16 protein-coding genes are annotated in these 15,738 nt (G+C 38.1%); 2 read left to right on the top strand and 14 right to left on the bottom strand.

Annotation, left to right across the window (positions count from 1 at the left end; genetic code table 11):
* Positions 1 to 57: 57 nt before the first annotated feature.
* The 6 genes from GQR87_RS05985 to GQR87_RS05960 form a co-directional block, all read right to left on the bottom strand.
* Positions 58 to 2,028: a bifunctional diguanylate cyclase/phosphodiesterase gene (locus GQR87_RS05985; RefSeq protein WP_158967496.1), complete on the bottom strand. Its 1,971-nt coding sequence runs from the start codon at positions 2,026 to 2,028 to the stop codon at positions 58 to 60.
* A 15-nt stretch (positions 2,029 to 2,043) separates the two neighbouring features.
* Positions 2,044 to 2,181 carry a DUF2892 domain-containing protein gene (locus GQR87_RS22335; protein WP_233267406.1) on the bottom strand — a complete coding sequence of 46 codons (138 nt, stop codon included), beginning with the start codon at positions 2,179 to 2,181 and terminating at the stop codon, positions 2,044 to 2,046.
* Between the two features lie 339 nt (positions 2,182 to 2,520).
* The gene (gene ruvX, locus GQR87_RS05975; RefSeq protein ID WP_158967494.1) at positions 2,521 to 2,949 is read right to left on the bottom strand and encodes a Holliday junction resolvase RuvX; all 429 of its coding nucleotides are present in this window, start codon (positions 2,947 to 2,949) and stop codon (positions 2,521 to 2,523) included.
* Positions 2,950 to 3,507 carry a YqgE/AlgH family protein gene (locus GQR87_RS05970; RefSeq protein WP_158967492.1) on the bottom strand — a complete coding sequence of 186 codons (558 nt, stop codon included), beginning with the start codon at positions 3,505 to 3,507 and terminating at the stop codon, positions 2,950 to 2,952. It abuts the gene before it with no gap.
* An 8-nt stretch (positions 3,508 to 3,515) separates the two neighbouring features.
* The gene (gshB, locus tag GQR87_RS05965) at positions 3,516 to 4,478 is read right to left on the bottom strand and encodes a glutathione synthase (protein ID WP_158967490.1); all 963 of its coding nucleotides are present in this window, start codon (positions 4,476 to 4,478) and stop codon (positions 3,516 to 3,518) included.
* A 308-nt stretch (positions 4,479 to 4,786) separates the two neighbouring features.
* Positions 4,787 to 5,116 carry a hypothetical protein gene (locus GQR87_RS05960; protein ID WP_158967488.1) on the bottom strand — a complete coding sequence of 110 codons (330 nt, stop codon included), beginning with the start codon at positions 5,114 to 5,116 and terminating at the stop codon, positions 4,787 to 4,789.
* Positions 5,117 to 5,613: 497 nt separating this feature from the next.
* Between GQR87_RS05960 and GQR87_RS05955 the strand changes: the two genes are divergently transcribed.
* Positions 5,614 to 6,063 carry an Hsp20 family protein gene (locus GQR87_RS05955; protein ID WP_158967485.1) on the top strand — a complete coding sequence of 150 codons (450 nt, stop codon included), beginning with the start codon at positions 5,614 to 5,616 and terminating at the stop codon, positions 6,061 to 6,063.
* 65 nt (positions 6,064 to 6,128) lie between these two features.
* On the opposite strand, the gene GQR87_RS05950 is transcribed toward GQR87_RS05955, so the two are convergent.
* The 3 genes from GQR87_RS05950 to htpG form a co-directional block, all read right to left on the bottom strand.
* Positions 6,129 to 6,515, bottom strand: a complete 387-nt coding sequence (locus GQR87_RS05950) for an MAPEG family protein (RefSeq protein WP_158967483.1) — start codon at positions 6,513 to 6,515, stop codon at positions 6,129 to 6,131.
* 67 nt (positions 6,516 to 6,582) lie between these two features.
* Entirely contained in the window at positions 6,583 to 7,227 is a 645-nt protein-coding gene (gene adk / locus GQR87_RS05945; protein WP_158967481.1) for an adenylate kinase, read from the bottom strand.
* Between the two features lie 189 nt (positions 7,228 to 7,416).
* A complete protein-coding gene (gene htpG, locus GQR87_RS05940) occupies positions 7,417 to 9,339 on the bottom strand; it encodes a molecular chaperone HtpG (protein ID WP_158967479.1) in 1,923 nt (640 codons plus the stop codon).
* A 197-nt stretch (positions 9,340 to 9,536) separates the two neighbouring features.
* Here htpG and GQR87_RS05935 point away from each other — a divergent pair, with 197 nt between their 5' ends.
* Positions 9,537 to 11,471, top strand: a complete 1,935-nt coding sequence (locus GQR87_RS05935; RefSeq protein ID WP_199271693.1) for a bifunctional diguanylate cyclase/phosphodiesterase — start codon at positions 9,537 to 9,539, stop codon at positions 11,469 to 11,471.
* A 53-nt stretch (positions 11,472 to 11,524) separates the two neighbouring features.
* On the opposite strand, the gene recR is transcribed toward GQR87_RS05935, so the two are convergent.
* The 5 genes from recR to GQR87_RS22530 are packed head-to-tail and all read right to left on the bottom strand — an operon-like array spanning position 11,525 to position 15,659.
* Positions 11,525 to 12,124 carry a recombination mediator RecR gene (recR, locus tag GQR87_RS05930; protein ID WP_158967477.1) on the bottom strand — a complete coding sequence of 200 codons (600 nt, stop codon included), beginning with the start codon at positions 12,122 to 12,124 and terminating at the stop codon, positions 11,525 to 11,527.
* An 8-nt stretch (positions 12,125 to 12,132) separates the two neighbouring features.
* Positions 12,133 to 12,459, bottom strand: a complete 327-nt coding sequence (locus GQR87_RS05925) for a YbaB/EbfC family nucleoid-associated protein (RefSeq protein ID WP_158967475.1) — start codon at positions 12,457 to 12,459, stop codon at positions 12,133 to 12,135.
* A gap of 57 nt (positions 12,460 to 12,516) precedes the next feature.
* Positions 12,517 to 14,910, bottom strand: coding sequence for a DNA polymerase III subunit gamma/tau (gene dnaX / locus GQR87_RS05920; protein ID WP_158967473.1), 2,394 nt, complete (start codon positions 14,908 to 14,910; stop codon positions 12,517 to 12,519).
* Positions 14,911 to 14,950: 40 nt separating this feature from the next.
* Positions 14,951 to 15,487 (bottom strand): adenine phosphoribosyltransferase, encoded by a 537-nt coding sequence (gene apt, locus GQR87_RS05915; RefSeq protein ID WP_158967471.1) that lies wholly within the window; start codon positions 15,485 to 15,487, stop codon positions 14,951 to 14,953.
* 49 nt (positions 15,488 to 15,536) lie between these two features.
* Positions 15,537 to 15,659 carry a hypothetical protein gene (locus GQR87_RS22530; RefSeq protein ID WP_255456464.1) on the bottom strand — a complete coding sequence of 41 codons (123 nt, stop codon included), beginning with the start codon at positions 15,657 to 15,659 and terminating at the stop codon, positions 15,537 to 15,539.
* Positions 15,660 to 15,738 lie beyond the last annotated feature (79 nt).

The raw sequence follows: 15,738 nt of genomic DNA, 5'->3' as shown, positions 1-15,738 counted from the left end.
AAATTATGTGACAGGCCTAAAGGATTAGTCTGAGTTTTTGTAATTAGTTAGTCATATTTATTTGACTGTTTTAAGCATCAAAGGAGAAATTCCGTTGACTATCTGATCAGATGTTCTATTTTTCAGTAATTGGGTGATGAAAATAGGCTCCATTGGTTTACCAAAATAATAACCTTGTGCAAATTGGCAGCCTAATTCGTATAATTTTTCTGCTTGCTCAACAGTTTCTACACCTTCGGCAATCACTTCTTTATTTAAATCAGCACACAGTAATAACATACTTTTAATAACCGCTTCGTCACGGTAATCACTGGTTATATTGGCAACAAATGAGCGATCGATTTTAATATAATTCACATCTAACTTTTTCACGTAAGCTAACGAACTCATACCTGTACCAAAATCATCGATTGACAATTTAACCCCCACAGCACGTAGCTCTGGGAAAACTCGCTGAGCGACTTTTAAATCGAACATAGTTCCACTTTCTGTGAGTTCAATCTCAATTAAATCAGGAGGTACTTGATAAAAGTTTAGCTGCTCTTTTAGAAATGGAATAAATGCTTGATCTCTAAGGTTATAAGGAGACAAGTTTACTGCCACACTGATTCGGATGCCTTCATTCAACCATAAACGACACTGCATAATGGCCTGTTTCAGAACATAACGAGTAAACTCGTGGATCACTGTACTTTGTTCAATGATATCGATAAATACCCCTGGAGCGAGTAAACCTTCTTCTGGATGCTCCGATCTCACCAATGCCTCAACACCAACAACCGTTCCTTTTGGTAAACTAACTTTTGTTTGGTAATACAAAATAAACTGGTTTTGCATTAGGGCACTATTTAATTGCCCTCGTAATTTAACCCAAAGCGCTGATTTAGAATTGAGTGTCTGGTCGAATACTTGATAACCCAACCTCAATTTTTTAGCATGATACATAGCTATGTCAGCTCGCTTAAACAACTCATCAACTTTAGTCCCGTGTTCAGGAAAACAAGCCACTCCGATACTAGCACCTATTTCAAACTTATTATTATTAACTAATAAGGGTTGACGACAGGCGGAGACGATTTCTTGAGCTAAAATTTCTGCCGCTACACTATCAATACCTTCATACCAAATAACAAATTCATCTCCCCCATACCTGACTACTTTGCCCTTAGTTCCGGCGATTTCTGACAATCTGTCAGCGATAGAAATAAGCAACTCATCGCCTGCAGCATGCCCCATAGTGTCATTAACCTCTTTAAATTTATCGAGATCAATTAATAACAATGTGCCTTTTCTTTGTTCGACCGTGTCTGTAGAAGTTTTCACTTTATTCAAAAAAGCCCTTAACACAGATGCCAGATAGTATCGGTTAGGCAATTTAGTTAAGTCATCATGATTAGCCATATAAGCCAATTTTTGATTATTTTTTTCAAAACGATTAGTAATTAACGCAGAAATAACCAGTGCAGCCCACACGGCCAGCCAAAACGTTAAAAATGCTGTGATAGAAAGTCTATTGGCAACATATTCTAAAGCTTTATTTAAGGTGCTAATTCTTCGAAGCAACAGCACTGCAAAGCCACTATCAGGGTCTGATTTGTATATCCAAACAAAACGTTCTTCATGCTTCTCTATAAAACCACTACTTTCAATTTCATTATCAATCGCCATAGAAATATCAATAGGATAAGGCCATTGTAGATTATTTCTGACATTAACCTTACGTTCACCAAACCATATATCAATTCCGACAAGTTCTGGATCTAAGGTTTTAAATATGTGATTGGTTTTAAGTTTCTCACTTGCAGTTAAATCTTCATTAGGCTGCGAATAAATGATCGACATTTGTTGAATCAGCTGAGTAGCCAGTTTATTGGTGTTTTCAAGTTCGACCGATTCACCTAAATCAACAGCTAATTTGTATGCAACCGAGATAAAGATAGCGGATACAGCAACCGCTAAACCCACAGATCCAAAAATTAAACGTCGGCGTAAACTGGAGTCTGATTCGATAGGCCCTTTAGTGTCCATATCAAGAGTAGAGGTCTAGGTGAAGTCTTTCTTGCAGGTATTGATATTGGCGAGTTTATATACTGGACACCAACCTATTGTTGTAGATATTAAGTTCATAACAGAAAAAATGAGAATAAAGGCTTGCAGGAAAATATCTCCTATTATTGCCAAAAAAACACACAGTACAAAAGAAGAGCAATACTTAAAATAGCTCGAATAATACGGTCAACATTACCACAATTCGCTTTTGGCAAATTCATCATTTACTTCCCCACTTAAACTGGCTCTAAAGCACATTTTTAATTTGGATAAGATCAAAACATCAACATACACTAGCACGCCCATTGATTAGAGCCTAGAAAACTAATTTAATACTTTAGTAACAAGCTTAAAAAACAAAGGGCTATCGAGATAGTTTAGCTGACGTAAATTTTAGATTTTTTGGCGTTTATATTTACTTCACCTTATCTAAGGATTCACAGGAGGAAGGGTTTTAGAGTTTGGCAATCTTCAATATTGCTTTTCTGCCCAACTTTCAAAAATTAAGCAGGCTGATACGCTATCGACTTTTTGTTTATCCAGTTTTTTGTAACCGCCTAGCTCAAATAAGCGAGCTTTTGCGTCTACCGTAGTTAAACGTTCATCACAGGTTTCTACTGACACTTTATATTTTGCATTAAGACGATTAGCAAATTTTTTCGCCGAAAATGTCACTTGTTGATTAGTGCCATCCATGTTCAAAGGCAAGCCTACCACGGCCAATTGTGGTGTCCACTCGGCAAACAGTTTGGCCACAATATCCCAATTAGGAATACCGTCTACGGCTTTAATGGCATCTAATGGTGAAGCGGTGCCGGTAATTTCTTGGCCTACCGCCACACCAATACTTTTGGTGCCAAAATCAAAGGCTAATACAGTGCGTTGTCCTTGTTTAGTCATTTAAGCGTGGCCTACATCTGGCGCGATTTGCCATACATCTATCCCCAACATATGTACCGCAGCCTCCCATTTTTTATGGATTGGCACGTCGAACAATACTTCACTATCTGCTTCAACCATCAGCCAAGAGTTACTTTGAATTTCTTCTTCTAATTGCCCAGCTGACCAACCTGAATACCCCAATATAACTAAGGATTTTTCTGGTGAGGAATCATTACCCAAACAAGATAATATGTCTTTCGAAGTAGTCACCATAATTTCAGACGTCATGGCTAAACTTGAAGTCCAACCTTCTTGGGTAGTATGCAAAATAAATCCTCTATCTTGGCTCACAGGGCCGCCTGCTAATACAATGTTTTCAGCTTTGTCATCTAACACTTCGGCATTTTCGTCAGCTTGAGCCACAAGTTCCTTCAAGTTCATGCCTACAGGTTGGTTAATCACTAAGCCCATAGTACCTTGTTCATTGTGCTCACAAATATAGACCACTGTTCTGGCGAAATATGGATCATCCATACTCGGAGAAGCGATTAGTAAATAATTCTGCAGACTGTGCATAATAGGCGTTAGACTCCTTTTATTTGTGCTAAACGTTTTTCAATAGCGTCAAACAACATACCTGTAATATTCACATCATAAGCTGCTTCAATTTCTCGTACACAGGTAGGGCTAGTTACATTTATTTCTGTTACACGATCACCTATCACATCTAGGCCAACAAATATTAGACCTTTTTCAACTAATAATGGGGCAATCGTTTCGGCTATTTTAAAGTCAGATTCCGTCAAGGGTTGTGGACGTCCCGTACCACCAGCGGCTAAATTTCCACGGTTTTCACCTTTAGTGGGTAATCGAGCTAAACAATAAGGCACCACTTGACCATCAATAATCAGAATACGTTTGTCACCGTCTTTTATCTCAGGTAAAAAACGTTGGAACATTGCATAACGAGAACCTAACTCAGTCAAAGTCTCAATTATTACCCCTAAATTATTGCCATCCTCTTTTACCCTAAATATTGAAGTACCACCCATACCATCTAGTGGTTTACAAATAATATCTTGGTGTTTTTGATGAAACTCTCGGATAAGAGCAGAATCACGTGTCACTAAAGTATCAGCTACTAAATCAGGGAACCATGAAGTAAATAGTTTTTCGTTAAAGTCTCGCAAGCTTTGCGCTTTATTGACCACCAAAGTCCCTGCTTGCTCTGCCAATTCAAACATATGAGTAGCATAAATAAATTCATTATCTACAGGAGGATCTTTACGCATCAAAATTACATCTAAGCTGGCCAAGCTAAGGTGTTGTTCATTTTCTAAGGAGAACCAATCATTGACATCTTGCTGTACCGATAAACTCGACATACGGGCCATTGGCTTACCATTTTGCAGATAAAGATCAGCCATCTCCATATAATACAATTCGTAACCACGAGACTGTGCGTCCAACAGCATGGCAAAACTAGTATCTTTCTTAATATTTATAGACTGGATGGGATCCATCACAATGCCGAGTTTAATGCTCAAAAGTATTTCCTTAGTGTAAATGGCTAGGGTTGTAACAACTCTAATGATGAGGGGATTTACTGAAAATTCAAGGCCACAAGTAAATACTATAGAGGCTTTGCAATCTTTTTTACTGATGCACAACCAACTAGAAGCACTATTGTTAAATAAAAAGTTTAATAAAAATAGTTGTTTAGTAAAAAGTACAAAAAAGTAAGGGCAGCTATTTATGCTTCCCCCCAATATTTTCCGTCACACCTTCAAAGTAATAAAAATAATATACTTGTCAGGATTACTCAAAAAATGTGTTCACTAAAAATACGTATTACTTAAAATGCATTCTCTTGATGTATTTTAATAAACAGAGGCGTGCCATGTTTACTGTAATCAATTTTATATTCTTTACCATTAATAGTTTGTACAAACAGTAAGGTTTTTTCTTCACCAAAAATATCAATATTAGTCACATCAAGCATTTCCATATCATATTGCTTTGCTTCACGTTTATTGTCGGGAATCACACCGGTAAATTCTTTAATACCTTTATGAGTTACAAGTACCGGTGGTTGATCTTCACCATTAATAACAAGTAAATCCACTTTTCTAATTTTATGAATTAGGGTGTTACGACCACTTACTAAATAGGGTCTTTCAGTCATTTTTATCTCCAATACATATCATAAATATGATTAAAATTTTTATATACAAAAGATAACAGAGTTTATTTACCCTTGCACATATTTCGTCACATTCTACTCTGTTAAGCATTTGAAATAATGTAAAAAATGCCGATATTTGAAATATCGCAAGCAAGTCATTGTCAGCCGTCAAGGCTAGTTATTTTGTTAATGAATACCTGAACTGCTACTTCAATAAGAATATAAAAAATAATTTCTTTTATAATCAATGTGTTAAAAAATAAAACAAAAATAATTAAAATTAATTCATTGAAAAATACCAGCCCATCTACATATCAGTATTGTCGACGCCGAAAGGGTTGACACAGAATCACAAGAAGTGACTCTGCTACATTCTTGTTAGACAAGAAAATGTAATCCCAATAATGGGCAGTGACATGGACAGCCATACTAAAACCGCCGCCGAATAATCGGGGCGAATTAAAATTTATATTGCTTAATATATGAGGATATACAAAATGCGTAACATCGATCTATCTCCACTTTACCGTTCATTCATTGGTTTTGATCACTTAGCTTCAATGATCGACACGGCTTCAAGAAACGAAAAACAATCATCTTACCCTCCATACAACATAGAGTTACTTGCCGAAGATAAGTATCGTATAACTATGGCTGTAGCGGGTTTTTCCAAAGAAGAAGTCAATATTGAAGTTCATGAAAACACCCTACAAGTAGTAGGTACTAAACCTGCTAAAGAGGGTGAAAATGAAGAACGGAAATTTTTACATAAAGGTATATCAGAGCGAAGCTTTGAACGTAAATTCCAATTAGGTGACCACGTTAAAGTATTAGCTGCTGACTTAGAACATGGTTTATTACACGTCGATTTGGAGCGTGTGGTGCCAGAGTCGAAAAAGCCTAGAAAAATAGAGATTGGTAGTAAACTTATCGAAAATAACGAATAAGCTTTACCCATACCTCCTTGTTTTATGTGTAAAAATTACGGCGCTTAGATAAGCGCCGTTTTTTATTAGTACAAAATTAAAATATTTAATACCGCAAGACAGAGCAAAGCAGAAAATGTAGCCAACATACCCGCTACACGTTGCCAACTAACCCCTGTATGACGACGTAAACCAAAAGCATGAATAAAACGACCAAATAACAAAGCAGCCCCTGAACAATGCAATAACACGCCATTACTACCATTTATTTCAGCCACAAATAATAGGATCAAAATGACAGGCGTATATTCACTAAAGTTTCCGTGGGCACGAATAAGTTGCTGAAAATGTTTATCCCCGCCATCACCTAAGGAGATTTTGGTTGCTCTTCTTCCACGAATGACCAGAATCGATAAATACAAAAACAGAATTCCAAGTAGCCCAGCATAAAATGCAGTAATAGGTGTGTGCATAATTTTTATCCTTAAATGAAAAAACCCACTATTAGGTGGGTTTGTTATTCATCATTATTTTAACTGGCTAACCTAACAAAGCAGCCAATTGCCCGCTAACTGTTTCAACGGCTTGTGTACCATCCAATTTATGATAAGCACAGTTACCGGCTTTTGCAGCTGCAGTGTAATAAGCAACTAAAGGTTTAGTTTGATCATGGTAGATACCTAAACGCTTACGAACAGTTTCTTCTTGATCGTCTGGGCGAATAGATAAATCTTCACCAGTTTCATCATCTTTACCTTCCACCTTAGGTGGATTATATTTTAAATGGTAAACACGACCAGAGCCTGAGTGAACACGACGTCCACTCATACGTTCAACGATCACTTCATCTGCCACGTCGATCTCTACAACATGATCAACTTTAATATCGGCTTCTTTCATCGCATCTGCTTGTGGAATAGTGCGAGGGAAACCATCCAGTAAAAAACCATTAGCACAATCTTCTTGTGTAATACGTTCTTTAACAAGGCCAATTATCAACTCGTCAGATACGAGCTTGCCTTCATCCATTACGCGTTTGGCAGCCAGACCTAGATCTGTTCCTGCTTTAATCGCTGCTCTTAGCATATCTCCGGTAGAAATTTGTGGGATACCATATTTACCCATTAAAAATTGGGCTTGGGTACCTTTACCTGCACCAGGAGCTCCTAAAAGGATAATGCGCATGCTGAGTCCTCTGAAAAATTAAAATTAAAAAAAGTAAAGACGCAACTTTACACATTCGACTTTAAGGTTACAAGAATATTACACCTAAGTTTAGTAGTAAAAAGCCGAATAATTGCTTATTTTGGCGTTCTTAAACAAAAACGGGCATTTAAGCCCGTTTTTAACACTTCAACTTTAAAGTTTTAGGCCTTATTTTGCCAAGTTCATTAGTAGCTTGTTCAAATTCTGCACAAAGCTTGCAGGGTCTTTTAAACTACCCTGTTCAGACAATGCAGCTTGGTCGAACAAGACTTCGGTCCACTGGGAAAATTGTTCTTCATCTTGTACATCAGCCAATAGTTTTACAAGCTGATGTTCAGGATTCAACTCAAAATGATATTGAGTTTCAGGCACAGGTTGACCTGCAGCCTGCATTAACTTAGCCATTTGTGTTGTCATACCTTGTTCATCGGCAACAATACAGGCTGGAGAATCAGTCAGTCTGTGAGTGAATTTCACATCTTTAACTTTTTCCCCTAATGCTGTTTTAACTCGTTCTACTAAACCCTCAACTTGCTTTTCAGCTTCTTCTTGGGCTTTCTTACTTTCTTCGTCTTCTAAGTCACCTAAGTCCAACGCACCATGAGTGATAGACTGGAAAGATTTCTCATCGAACTCAGTTAAATGAGACATTAACCATTCATCGACACGATCAGACATTAATAAGACTTCAATGCCTTTCTTACGGAAGATCTCAAGATGCGGGCTAGATTTAGCCGCTTGATAACTGTCCGCAGTGATATAGTAAATCTTCTCTTGTTTCTCTTGCATACGACTTACATAGTCAGCTAAAGATACAGTTTGTGCCGCCGAATCATTATGAGTTGAAGAAAAACGCAACAAACCGGCAATTTTTTCTTTATTAGCGTGATCTTCAGCTGGGCCCTCTTTTAAGGCATTACCGAACTCTGTCCAAAACGCTTGGTATTTTTCAGCATCATTTTTAGCTGTTTTTTCAAGCATTTGTAATACGCGTTTAGTACAACCTTGACGCATTGCTTGAGTTACTTTGTTGTCTTGTAAAATTTCACGAGACACGTTTAAAGGTAAATCATTTGAATCTAGTAAACCTTTCACAAAGCGCAAATAGCTTGGCAACATTTGTTCTGCATCGTCCATGATAAAGACACGTTGAACATATAATTTCAAGCCGTGTTTTTGCTCACGATTCCACATATCAAACGGAGCTTTGCTTGGAATGTATAACAAGCTAGTGTATTCAGTTTTACCTTCTACTTTGTTATGTGACCAAGCCATAGGATCACTAAAATCGTGAGAAATATGTTTATAAAACTCAGTATATTCTTCGTCACTCACGTCTGATTTATCACGAGTCCAAAGTGCCGTTGCCTTGTTTACCGCTTCCCAGTGTGCAGGTACAGCTGGAATTTTAGTCTCATCAGGGCCATCTCTTTCAGGCTCTTCTTCTTTGTACATTTTTACTGGAATACTGATGTGATCAGAATACTTACTCACAATTGAACGCAACTTCCAATCGTCTAAAAATTCTTTTTCATCTTCTTTTAAATGCAAAGTAATTTCAGTACCGCGTTCCGCCTTTTCGATGTCGGTAATAGTAAACTCACCCTCACCTGCAGATTGCCACTGCACACCGTTAGCTTTATCGTCGCCAGCCGCACGAGTGCGAACAACTACATTATCAGCAACGATAAAGGCCGAATAAAAACCGACACCAAATTGACCAATCAACTGTGAATCTTTCGCTTCATCACCAGACAACTTCCCAAAAAATTCTTTGGTACCTGACTTGGCAATAGTCCCTAAGTGTTCAATAACGTCAGCTTTATTCATACCTATGCCGTTATCAGCAATAGTAATAGTGCCAGCTTCTTTATCTATGCTCAGCTTAACGTGTAAATCGCCGTCACCTTCATACAAGCTGTCATTAGACAAAGCTTTAAATCGTAACTTGTCAGATGCATCTGCTGCATTTGACACAAGTTCACGAAGGAATATTTCTTTATTTGAATAAAGTGAATGGATCATTAACTGCAGTAATTGTTTTACTTCAGTTTGGAAGCCATGAGTTTCTTGTTGAGCTGCTTCAGCCATAACCAAGTATCTCCTATATTTGTGGTTACTAAATCGTTGAGATAAGTAATAGGGCCGGATGGCCACTTTTCAAGGCTAAAAGTGTAATTTGTTTCTTTAAACACAGACTTATGTTGACAAATCTTCTATGGTTACCTAAACCAGCATTAAAATGCTTAATTCAATCAGCCTAAAATATTATGAAGGTTCTGTTTAATATGACAGTAAAATTAGACCAATTAAAAACGGCTATTTGGATTTACGATATTGAGTACTATAAAATTATTTGGGCAAACCAAGCTGCATTAACATTATGGGACAGTCCTTCGGTCAAATCTCTGCAACAACGAGATTTCAAATCGGACCAATCAGCAGCGGTGCAAGAAAGTTTGCTGCAATATCAGCAAGCATTCAGTAAAGATAGAATCATTCAAGAGAACTGGTTTTTTACTCCCAAGGGTAAAGAAACACAAGTTTTTTGCCAGATTTCAGGTTATCAACTGCCCGATGGCAGAGTGGCTATGTTAGTTGAAGCTCTCACTCCGAAAGCACAGTATTCAAATCCTCAATTTAGCGCGACTACCACTATTTCTAATTATCAGATTGATGGAAAATTTCTCAGTGGTAACCCGCCATTTACTAAGAAATTTGGCTCTAATGTCACACATTTAAAAGAGTTGATATGTGATCCCGATACATTGCTAAACCTATTCATAAGCATTAATAAAGGGCAACCTTTTGAGCAAGATGTATTAATGAAAACCATATCTGGAGAAAACTGGTATCACTTGACAGCTATCAATTTTCAACACAAAACAAACGATCCCAATATACTTATTCACCACTACGATATTCATGAACGTAAGATGGCCGAACAAGCCCTACAAAAACAAGCTTGGACAGATCCACTGACTGGTTTACTCAATCGTCGAGGTTTAGCTCACACATTACAGCCAATTATAGAATCAAACCTTGCCTTCACTTTGTTATACCTAGACTTAGATGGCTTTAAAATGGTCAACGATTCATCAGGCCATAGCACTGGAGATTTAATTCTGGCCGAAGTCGCTAATAGGATTAGTCAAAGTTGCTTTCCCTCCTCAGCACTATGTCGATTTGGTGGTGATGAGTTTGTTATCGCAATACATGAAATATTACCTCAACCAGAGCTAATAATACTGTTGGATAAACTCATTGAAACTATCTCTAAGCCATATAAAGATGCATGTCACAACTCAATATCCTTATCAGCAAGCATTGGTATATCTCGCTTTCCTGACTGTGGTCATGATATAGAGCATTTACTCATGTGTGCAGATGCCGCTATGTATCAAGCCAAGGCCTTAGGCAAAAAAAGGTGGGTTGAGTATCAAACTGGGATGGAAAATAAATTAAAACGCTTAAGTTATTTGGCCCAAAAATTATCTTTAGCTGAAACAAATAATGAATTATCACTGCATTATCAACCCATAATAAACCAACAAACTAAACAAATAGTCTCGTTTGAAGCGCTACTACGCTGGTACAATCCCGACTTAGGCAATGTCAATCCAGAAGAATTAATTAATGTCGCTGAAAAAACAGGACTCATACACGATATCGAAAACTGGGTTTTTAAACGCGCTTTACAAGATTTACTCACATTTAAAAAAATTATTGGTCAAGCCACCACTATGGCTGTAAATGTTTCAGGTTTACATTTGTCTGATGCAAACTTAAGTGGTTATGTGTTTTCTTTATTAGAAAAGTATAATTTGCAGCCTGAAGACTTAACCATAGAACTCACCGAAAGTGTGCTGTTAACTAACATTGACAGTACCCACTCAACTATGAATCAATTGATCGAATCGGGAATAACCCTGAGTATCGATGATTTTGGCACTGGTTATTCATCTCTAGCCTATTTGCATGCTATTCCAGCATCTGTGGTAAAGGTAGATAAAGCTTTTTTAAATCAAGTAGATAATAATACTTCCACATTAGAGTGTATTAAAACGCTGGTAAGTTCTTTAAAAATGAAGAGCTTAATTGAAGGAATCGAAACTGAGTACCAGGCGCAACTATTGCAAAAACTTGGTTATAACTTACAGCAAGGTTATTTTCACGGCAGACCCCAGCCTATGGATTATTATACCAATCTAAAACTTATCTGACTGTGCGTATTATTAGGTGCTAATGAGTGACTAATGAGGTTTTAAAAACCAAGCTATAGGTCTCTGCGACCAACAAAAGCATGAATCAAGGTATTGCCATCAATAAACTCTAATTCACCGCCCACTGGCACGCCATGAGCAATTCGGCTGGCTTTTATCCCAGCACTTTTACACATATGGGCAATATAATGAGCCGTGGCTTCCCCCTCTACATTTGGGTTAGTGGCAAGAATGACTTCTTCAATATTATTTTTCTCAAATATTTCCGATAACTGTTCTAAACCAATTTCTGCCGGGCCAATTCCATCAATAGGAGACAAATGCCCCATCAAAACGAAATATCGTCCTTTAAATTCAGAGGTTTGTTCTATCGCCAACACATCTTGCGGTGACTCAACTACACACAAAATTGTGCTCGCTTGGCGCTTTGGACTGGCACAAATTTCACACAAACTATTTTCACAAAAGGTACGGCATTGCTCACAGTGTTTCACATGCTCCATAGCATTATGTAATACATGACTCAGCTGTAAAGCCCCTTGACGATTACGCTCTAATAAGTGAAAAGCCATACGTTGCGCGCTTTTAGCACCTACACCAGGTAATATCTTAAAAGCATCAATCAGTTCTTGAATTAAGGGGCTAAATTGCATAAATAACCTTAAAAAGGCATCTTCATGCCAGGAGGCATTTGCATTCCACCTGTGACACCAGCCATTTTTTCTTGGGTGGTCTCTTGAATACGTCTGTTAGCATCGTTGATAGCTGCAGCAACCAAATCTTCGATCATTTCTTTTTCGTCTTCCATCAAACTATCATCGATTTCAACACGACGTACAGCATGATTACAAGTCATGGTAACTTTTACTAAACCAGCACCAGACTCACCAGTGATTTCAGTTTTAGCTAACTCTTCTTGGCTTTTTTGCATGCGCTCTTGCATTTGCTGCGCTTGCTTCATCATGTTGCCCATTCCACCTTTAAACATTTTTTATTCTCTCTTATCTGTAGTTATTCATTATTAGCTGCTATGCACCTAATCAATTTATCTCGCTTGCACACTCTGCTCAATGACATTTGCAGCAAATCGTTGTTGTAACAATTGTATGCCTAGATCTGTCTTAATCACATGATGAGCATATTCTTGACGCACTTGATTAATCTTAATCTGCAAAGCATAAGGAGTATTAATGGGTTGCCCCATGACAATTTCAAGTTGAATATCTGAATTAAATGCACTGCACAAGGCTTGTTGTAATAAAGAGTGAGCCGTGGGTGAATTTAAATGCTCTTTCCCTTCTAACAAAGTTAAAGTCACACGATTACCTTCTCGATGAAAAGAAGAGTGCAAAGCTAACTGCTTAGTTAAAGCATTGATCTTCATGTCATCAATCAACTTACTCCATTCATCAAGTTGCATTGATTTATGAACTTTTTGATTGTTAGGCAAAAATGCGGGGACAACCAAAGTCACTTCGCCGACATTGGCTTCATCTAAGTGAGCATTTGGATCGAAGATATCTTCATCTACTGGCATATTCGAATCAAATTCAGGGGCTAATTTGTTATTTTCTACTGCCTCTAACGCCCAAGGGGGAATATGCTCAGTTTCAGATTGTAGAACTTGAAGCTCTGGTTCAACAGGTGCAGAAATCACTCTTTCTTGATTATTATCGACGGGATCAACCGGTTGATTGAGCGGCGCAGTAAGCTCAGTAGTCTCTTGCTTTGTGAAGTGATTATCAGTTTCAGCAGAGGACTGCTGTTGTTCAATATTAGCACTAGAGGTCTGCTTACTTTGGTTTTGCTCTCGGATCGAGGCTAAATTTGGTAACTCAGTGCGTTCAGACTTTTTTACCTGTTCTGAATTTTCCTCCTGTGCAGACTGGTTTTGTTTCAGTCTATTACGCAAGGCAATTAAGTCTTGAGTACTAGAAGTTGCTGGCGCAGGTGTATTGTCGACAACAGCTTGTTGATTTTCAGGCACACTATTTTGAGAATAGGAGTCCTCTAAAGTCACTGGCTGTAATTCGTTATAATCAGCGTCTTGAAATCCCATATCTTGAGCTTCAGCTAGGATATCTTGTTGTTGCTCAAATAAATTTTGTTCTGCTGATTGTTGGGTATATTGTTGATTATTTTGCTGTGAACTCGCTGTTTGTTGTGCTTCAGGTATTACTTCTGCTGCAGGCTCCACCAAAGGAAGCTCGGCAACAGGTTCGATTTGGCTAACAGTTTGTCCAATTGGTGTATCATCAGTGCTAGCTTGCTGTTGAGCATGCGCGGCTGAAGGCGAGGAAATTTGTGGTGCTGCTGGAGTTTGCGCAACTATTTCAGTTGGATCCAATTGTAAATTATCAGGACAAAACGCTAACATACGTAATAAAGTCATTTCTAAGCTTGTACGGGGATCGGCTCCGTAGGGCAAATCTTTTTTACCTGTTAGGGCGATTTGATATAACAGCTGAATTTGTTCAGCAGGAACAGATTTTGCCAATTGGTAAATAGCTCTAGCTGAAATGGTTTCTAGTTTGCAAGCATCAGGCACAAATTGAGTTAAAGCTACTTGATGTAACAAACTCATGATCTCAGCCAATATTTGCGAAAAATCAGGGGCTTGCATTGCCATTAATTCAACTTGCTGCATCACAGTCGAACTGTCTTTTTGCACCACAGCATGTACTAATTTTAATACCTGATTTTTATCCATCAGGCCTAACATATCGGTGACTATTTGTAGACCAACAAAACCATTACCTTGAGCGATCGCTTGATCAGTTAAACTTAATGCATCTCGCATACTGCCTTGAGCAGCTCGTGCTAATTGAGTCAGCGCATCTTTGTCAAATTGAAGACTTTCTTCACTCAACACATAATCTAATTGTTTGGCGATTTGCCCACGGGACAAGGCTTTCAAGTTAAATTGTAAGCAACGAGACAAAATAGTAACAGGCAATTTTTGTGGATCAGTGGTCGCTAATAAAAATTTTACGTGAGGAGGTGGCTCTTCAAGGGTTTTTAATAGGGCATTAAAGCTATGTTTAGACAACATGTGAACTTCATCGATTAAATAGACTTTATATCGTCCTCGACTTGGCTTGTACTGCACATTATCTAATAATTCGCGGGTATCTTCGACTTTGGTCCGAGAAGCGGCATCGATTTCTAATAAATCAATATAGTTACCATTTTCAATTTCCTGACAAGTACCACATTGACCACAAGGCGTTGCACTTAACCCTTGCTCACAGTTTAAACTTTTTGAGAAAATCCGAGCTATGGTGGTCTTCCCGACCCCTCGAGTACCGGTAAATAAATAAGCATGATGTAACCGATTATTATCAAGAGCATTGGATATAGCAGTGACCACATGTTCTTGGCCCACTAATTCGGCAAATCGATTAGGTCGCCATTTTCGTGCTAAAACTTGATAACTCATAGTCGCTTACTATCCGCTTTAATTTTGTCCATCGGGACAGTTACTCACCTTCAAATTGACAAATAGAATAACTAGTTACGCCAATATCAAGCAGTTTTTGTTCGCCACCTAAGTCAGGTAACGAAATAACAAAACCAGCATGCTCGACGATTCCACCTAAACGTCGAATCAAATTAGCAGTAGCGATCATAGTGCCACCTGTTGCTAATAAATCATCAAGCATTAATACTTTTTCACCCGGCTTAACGGCATCTTTATGCATTTCTAAACAATCAGTGCCGTACTCTAATTCGTAACTTTCACTGATCACTTCTCTGGGTAATTTATTAGGTTTACGAACCGGTATAAAACCAATTCCTAGCTCAATAGCCAGAGGTGCACCAAACAAAAAACCTCTTGCTTCAGTGCCTGCAACCTTATCAAATCCCATAGGTGCGAAATGTTTAACCATTTCAGAAATGGCGGAAGAATAAGCTTTGTGATCTTCTAATACTGAGGTGACATCACGAAACATGATGCCAGCTTTTGGATAATCAGGAACTGTTCGAATTACTGATTTTATATATGCTGCGGGCACGTACTTCCCCGTTTATAAGTAGCTAGATTAATTGAATAAGCTAGTAGTATTAAATGTAATAAACAAACCAACCAATCACAACATGCATCAAAGGTAGTGCAACTAACAAACCTACAGCAATCAGGAAGTGTGTAAAACTAAATGGGTCTTTAAATTCTTTCTCATCGTGCATCGAGATTCTCCAAAATAGCGGGGATTAACCCTTAAATAGAACAACTAAAATTCAGCCGCAGATGGTAATCCAAAGTCGA

The sequence above is a fragment of the Paraglaciecola sp. L3A3 genome (genome assembly GCF_009796765.1).
Classification (GTDB): Bacteria; Pseudomonadota; Gammaproteobacteria; order Enterobacterales; family Alteromonadaceae; genus Paraglaciecola.
This window is presented reverse-complemented; position numbering and strand designations above follow the sequence as displayed.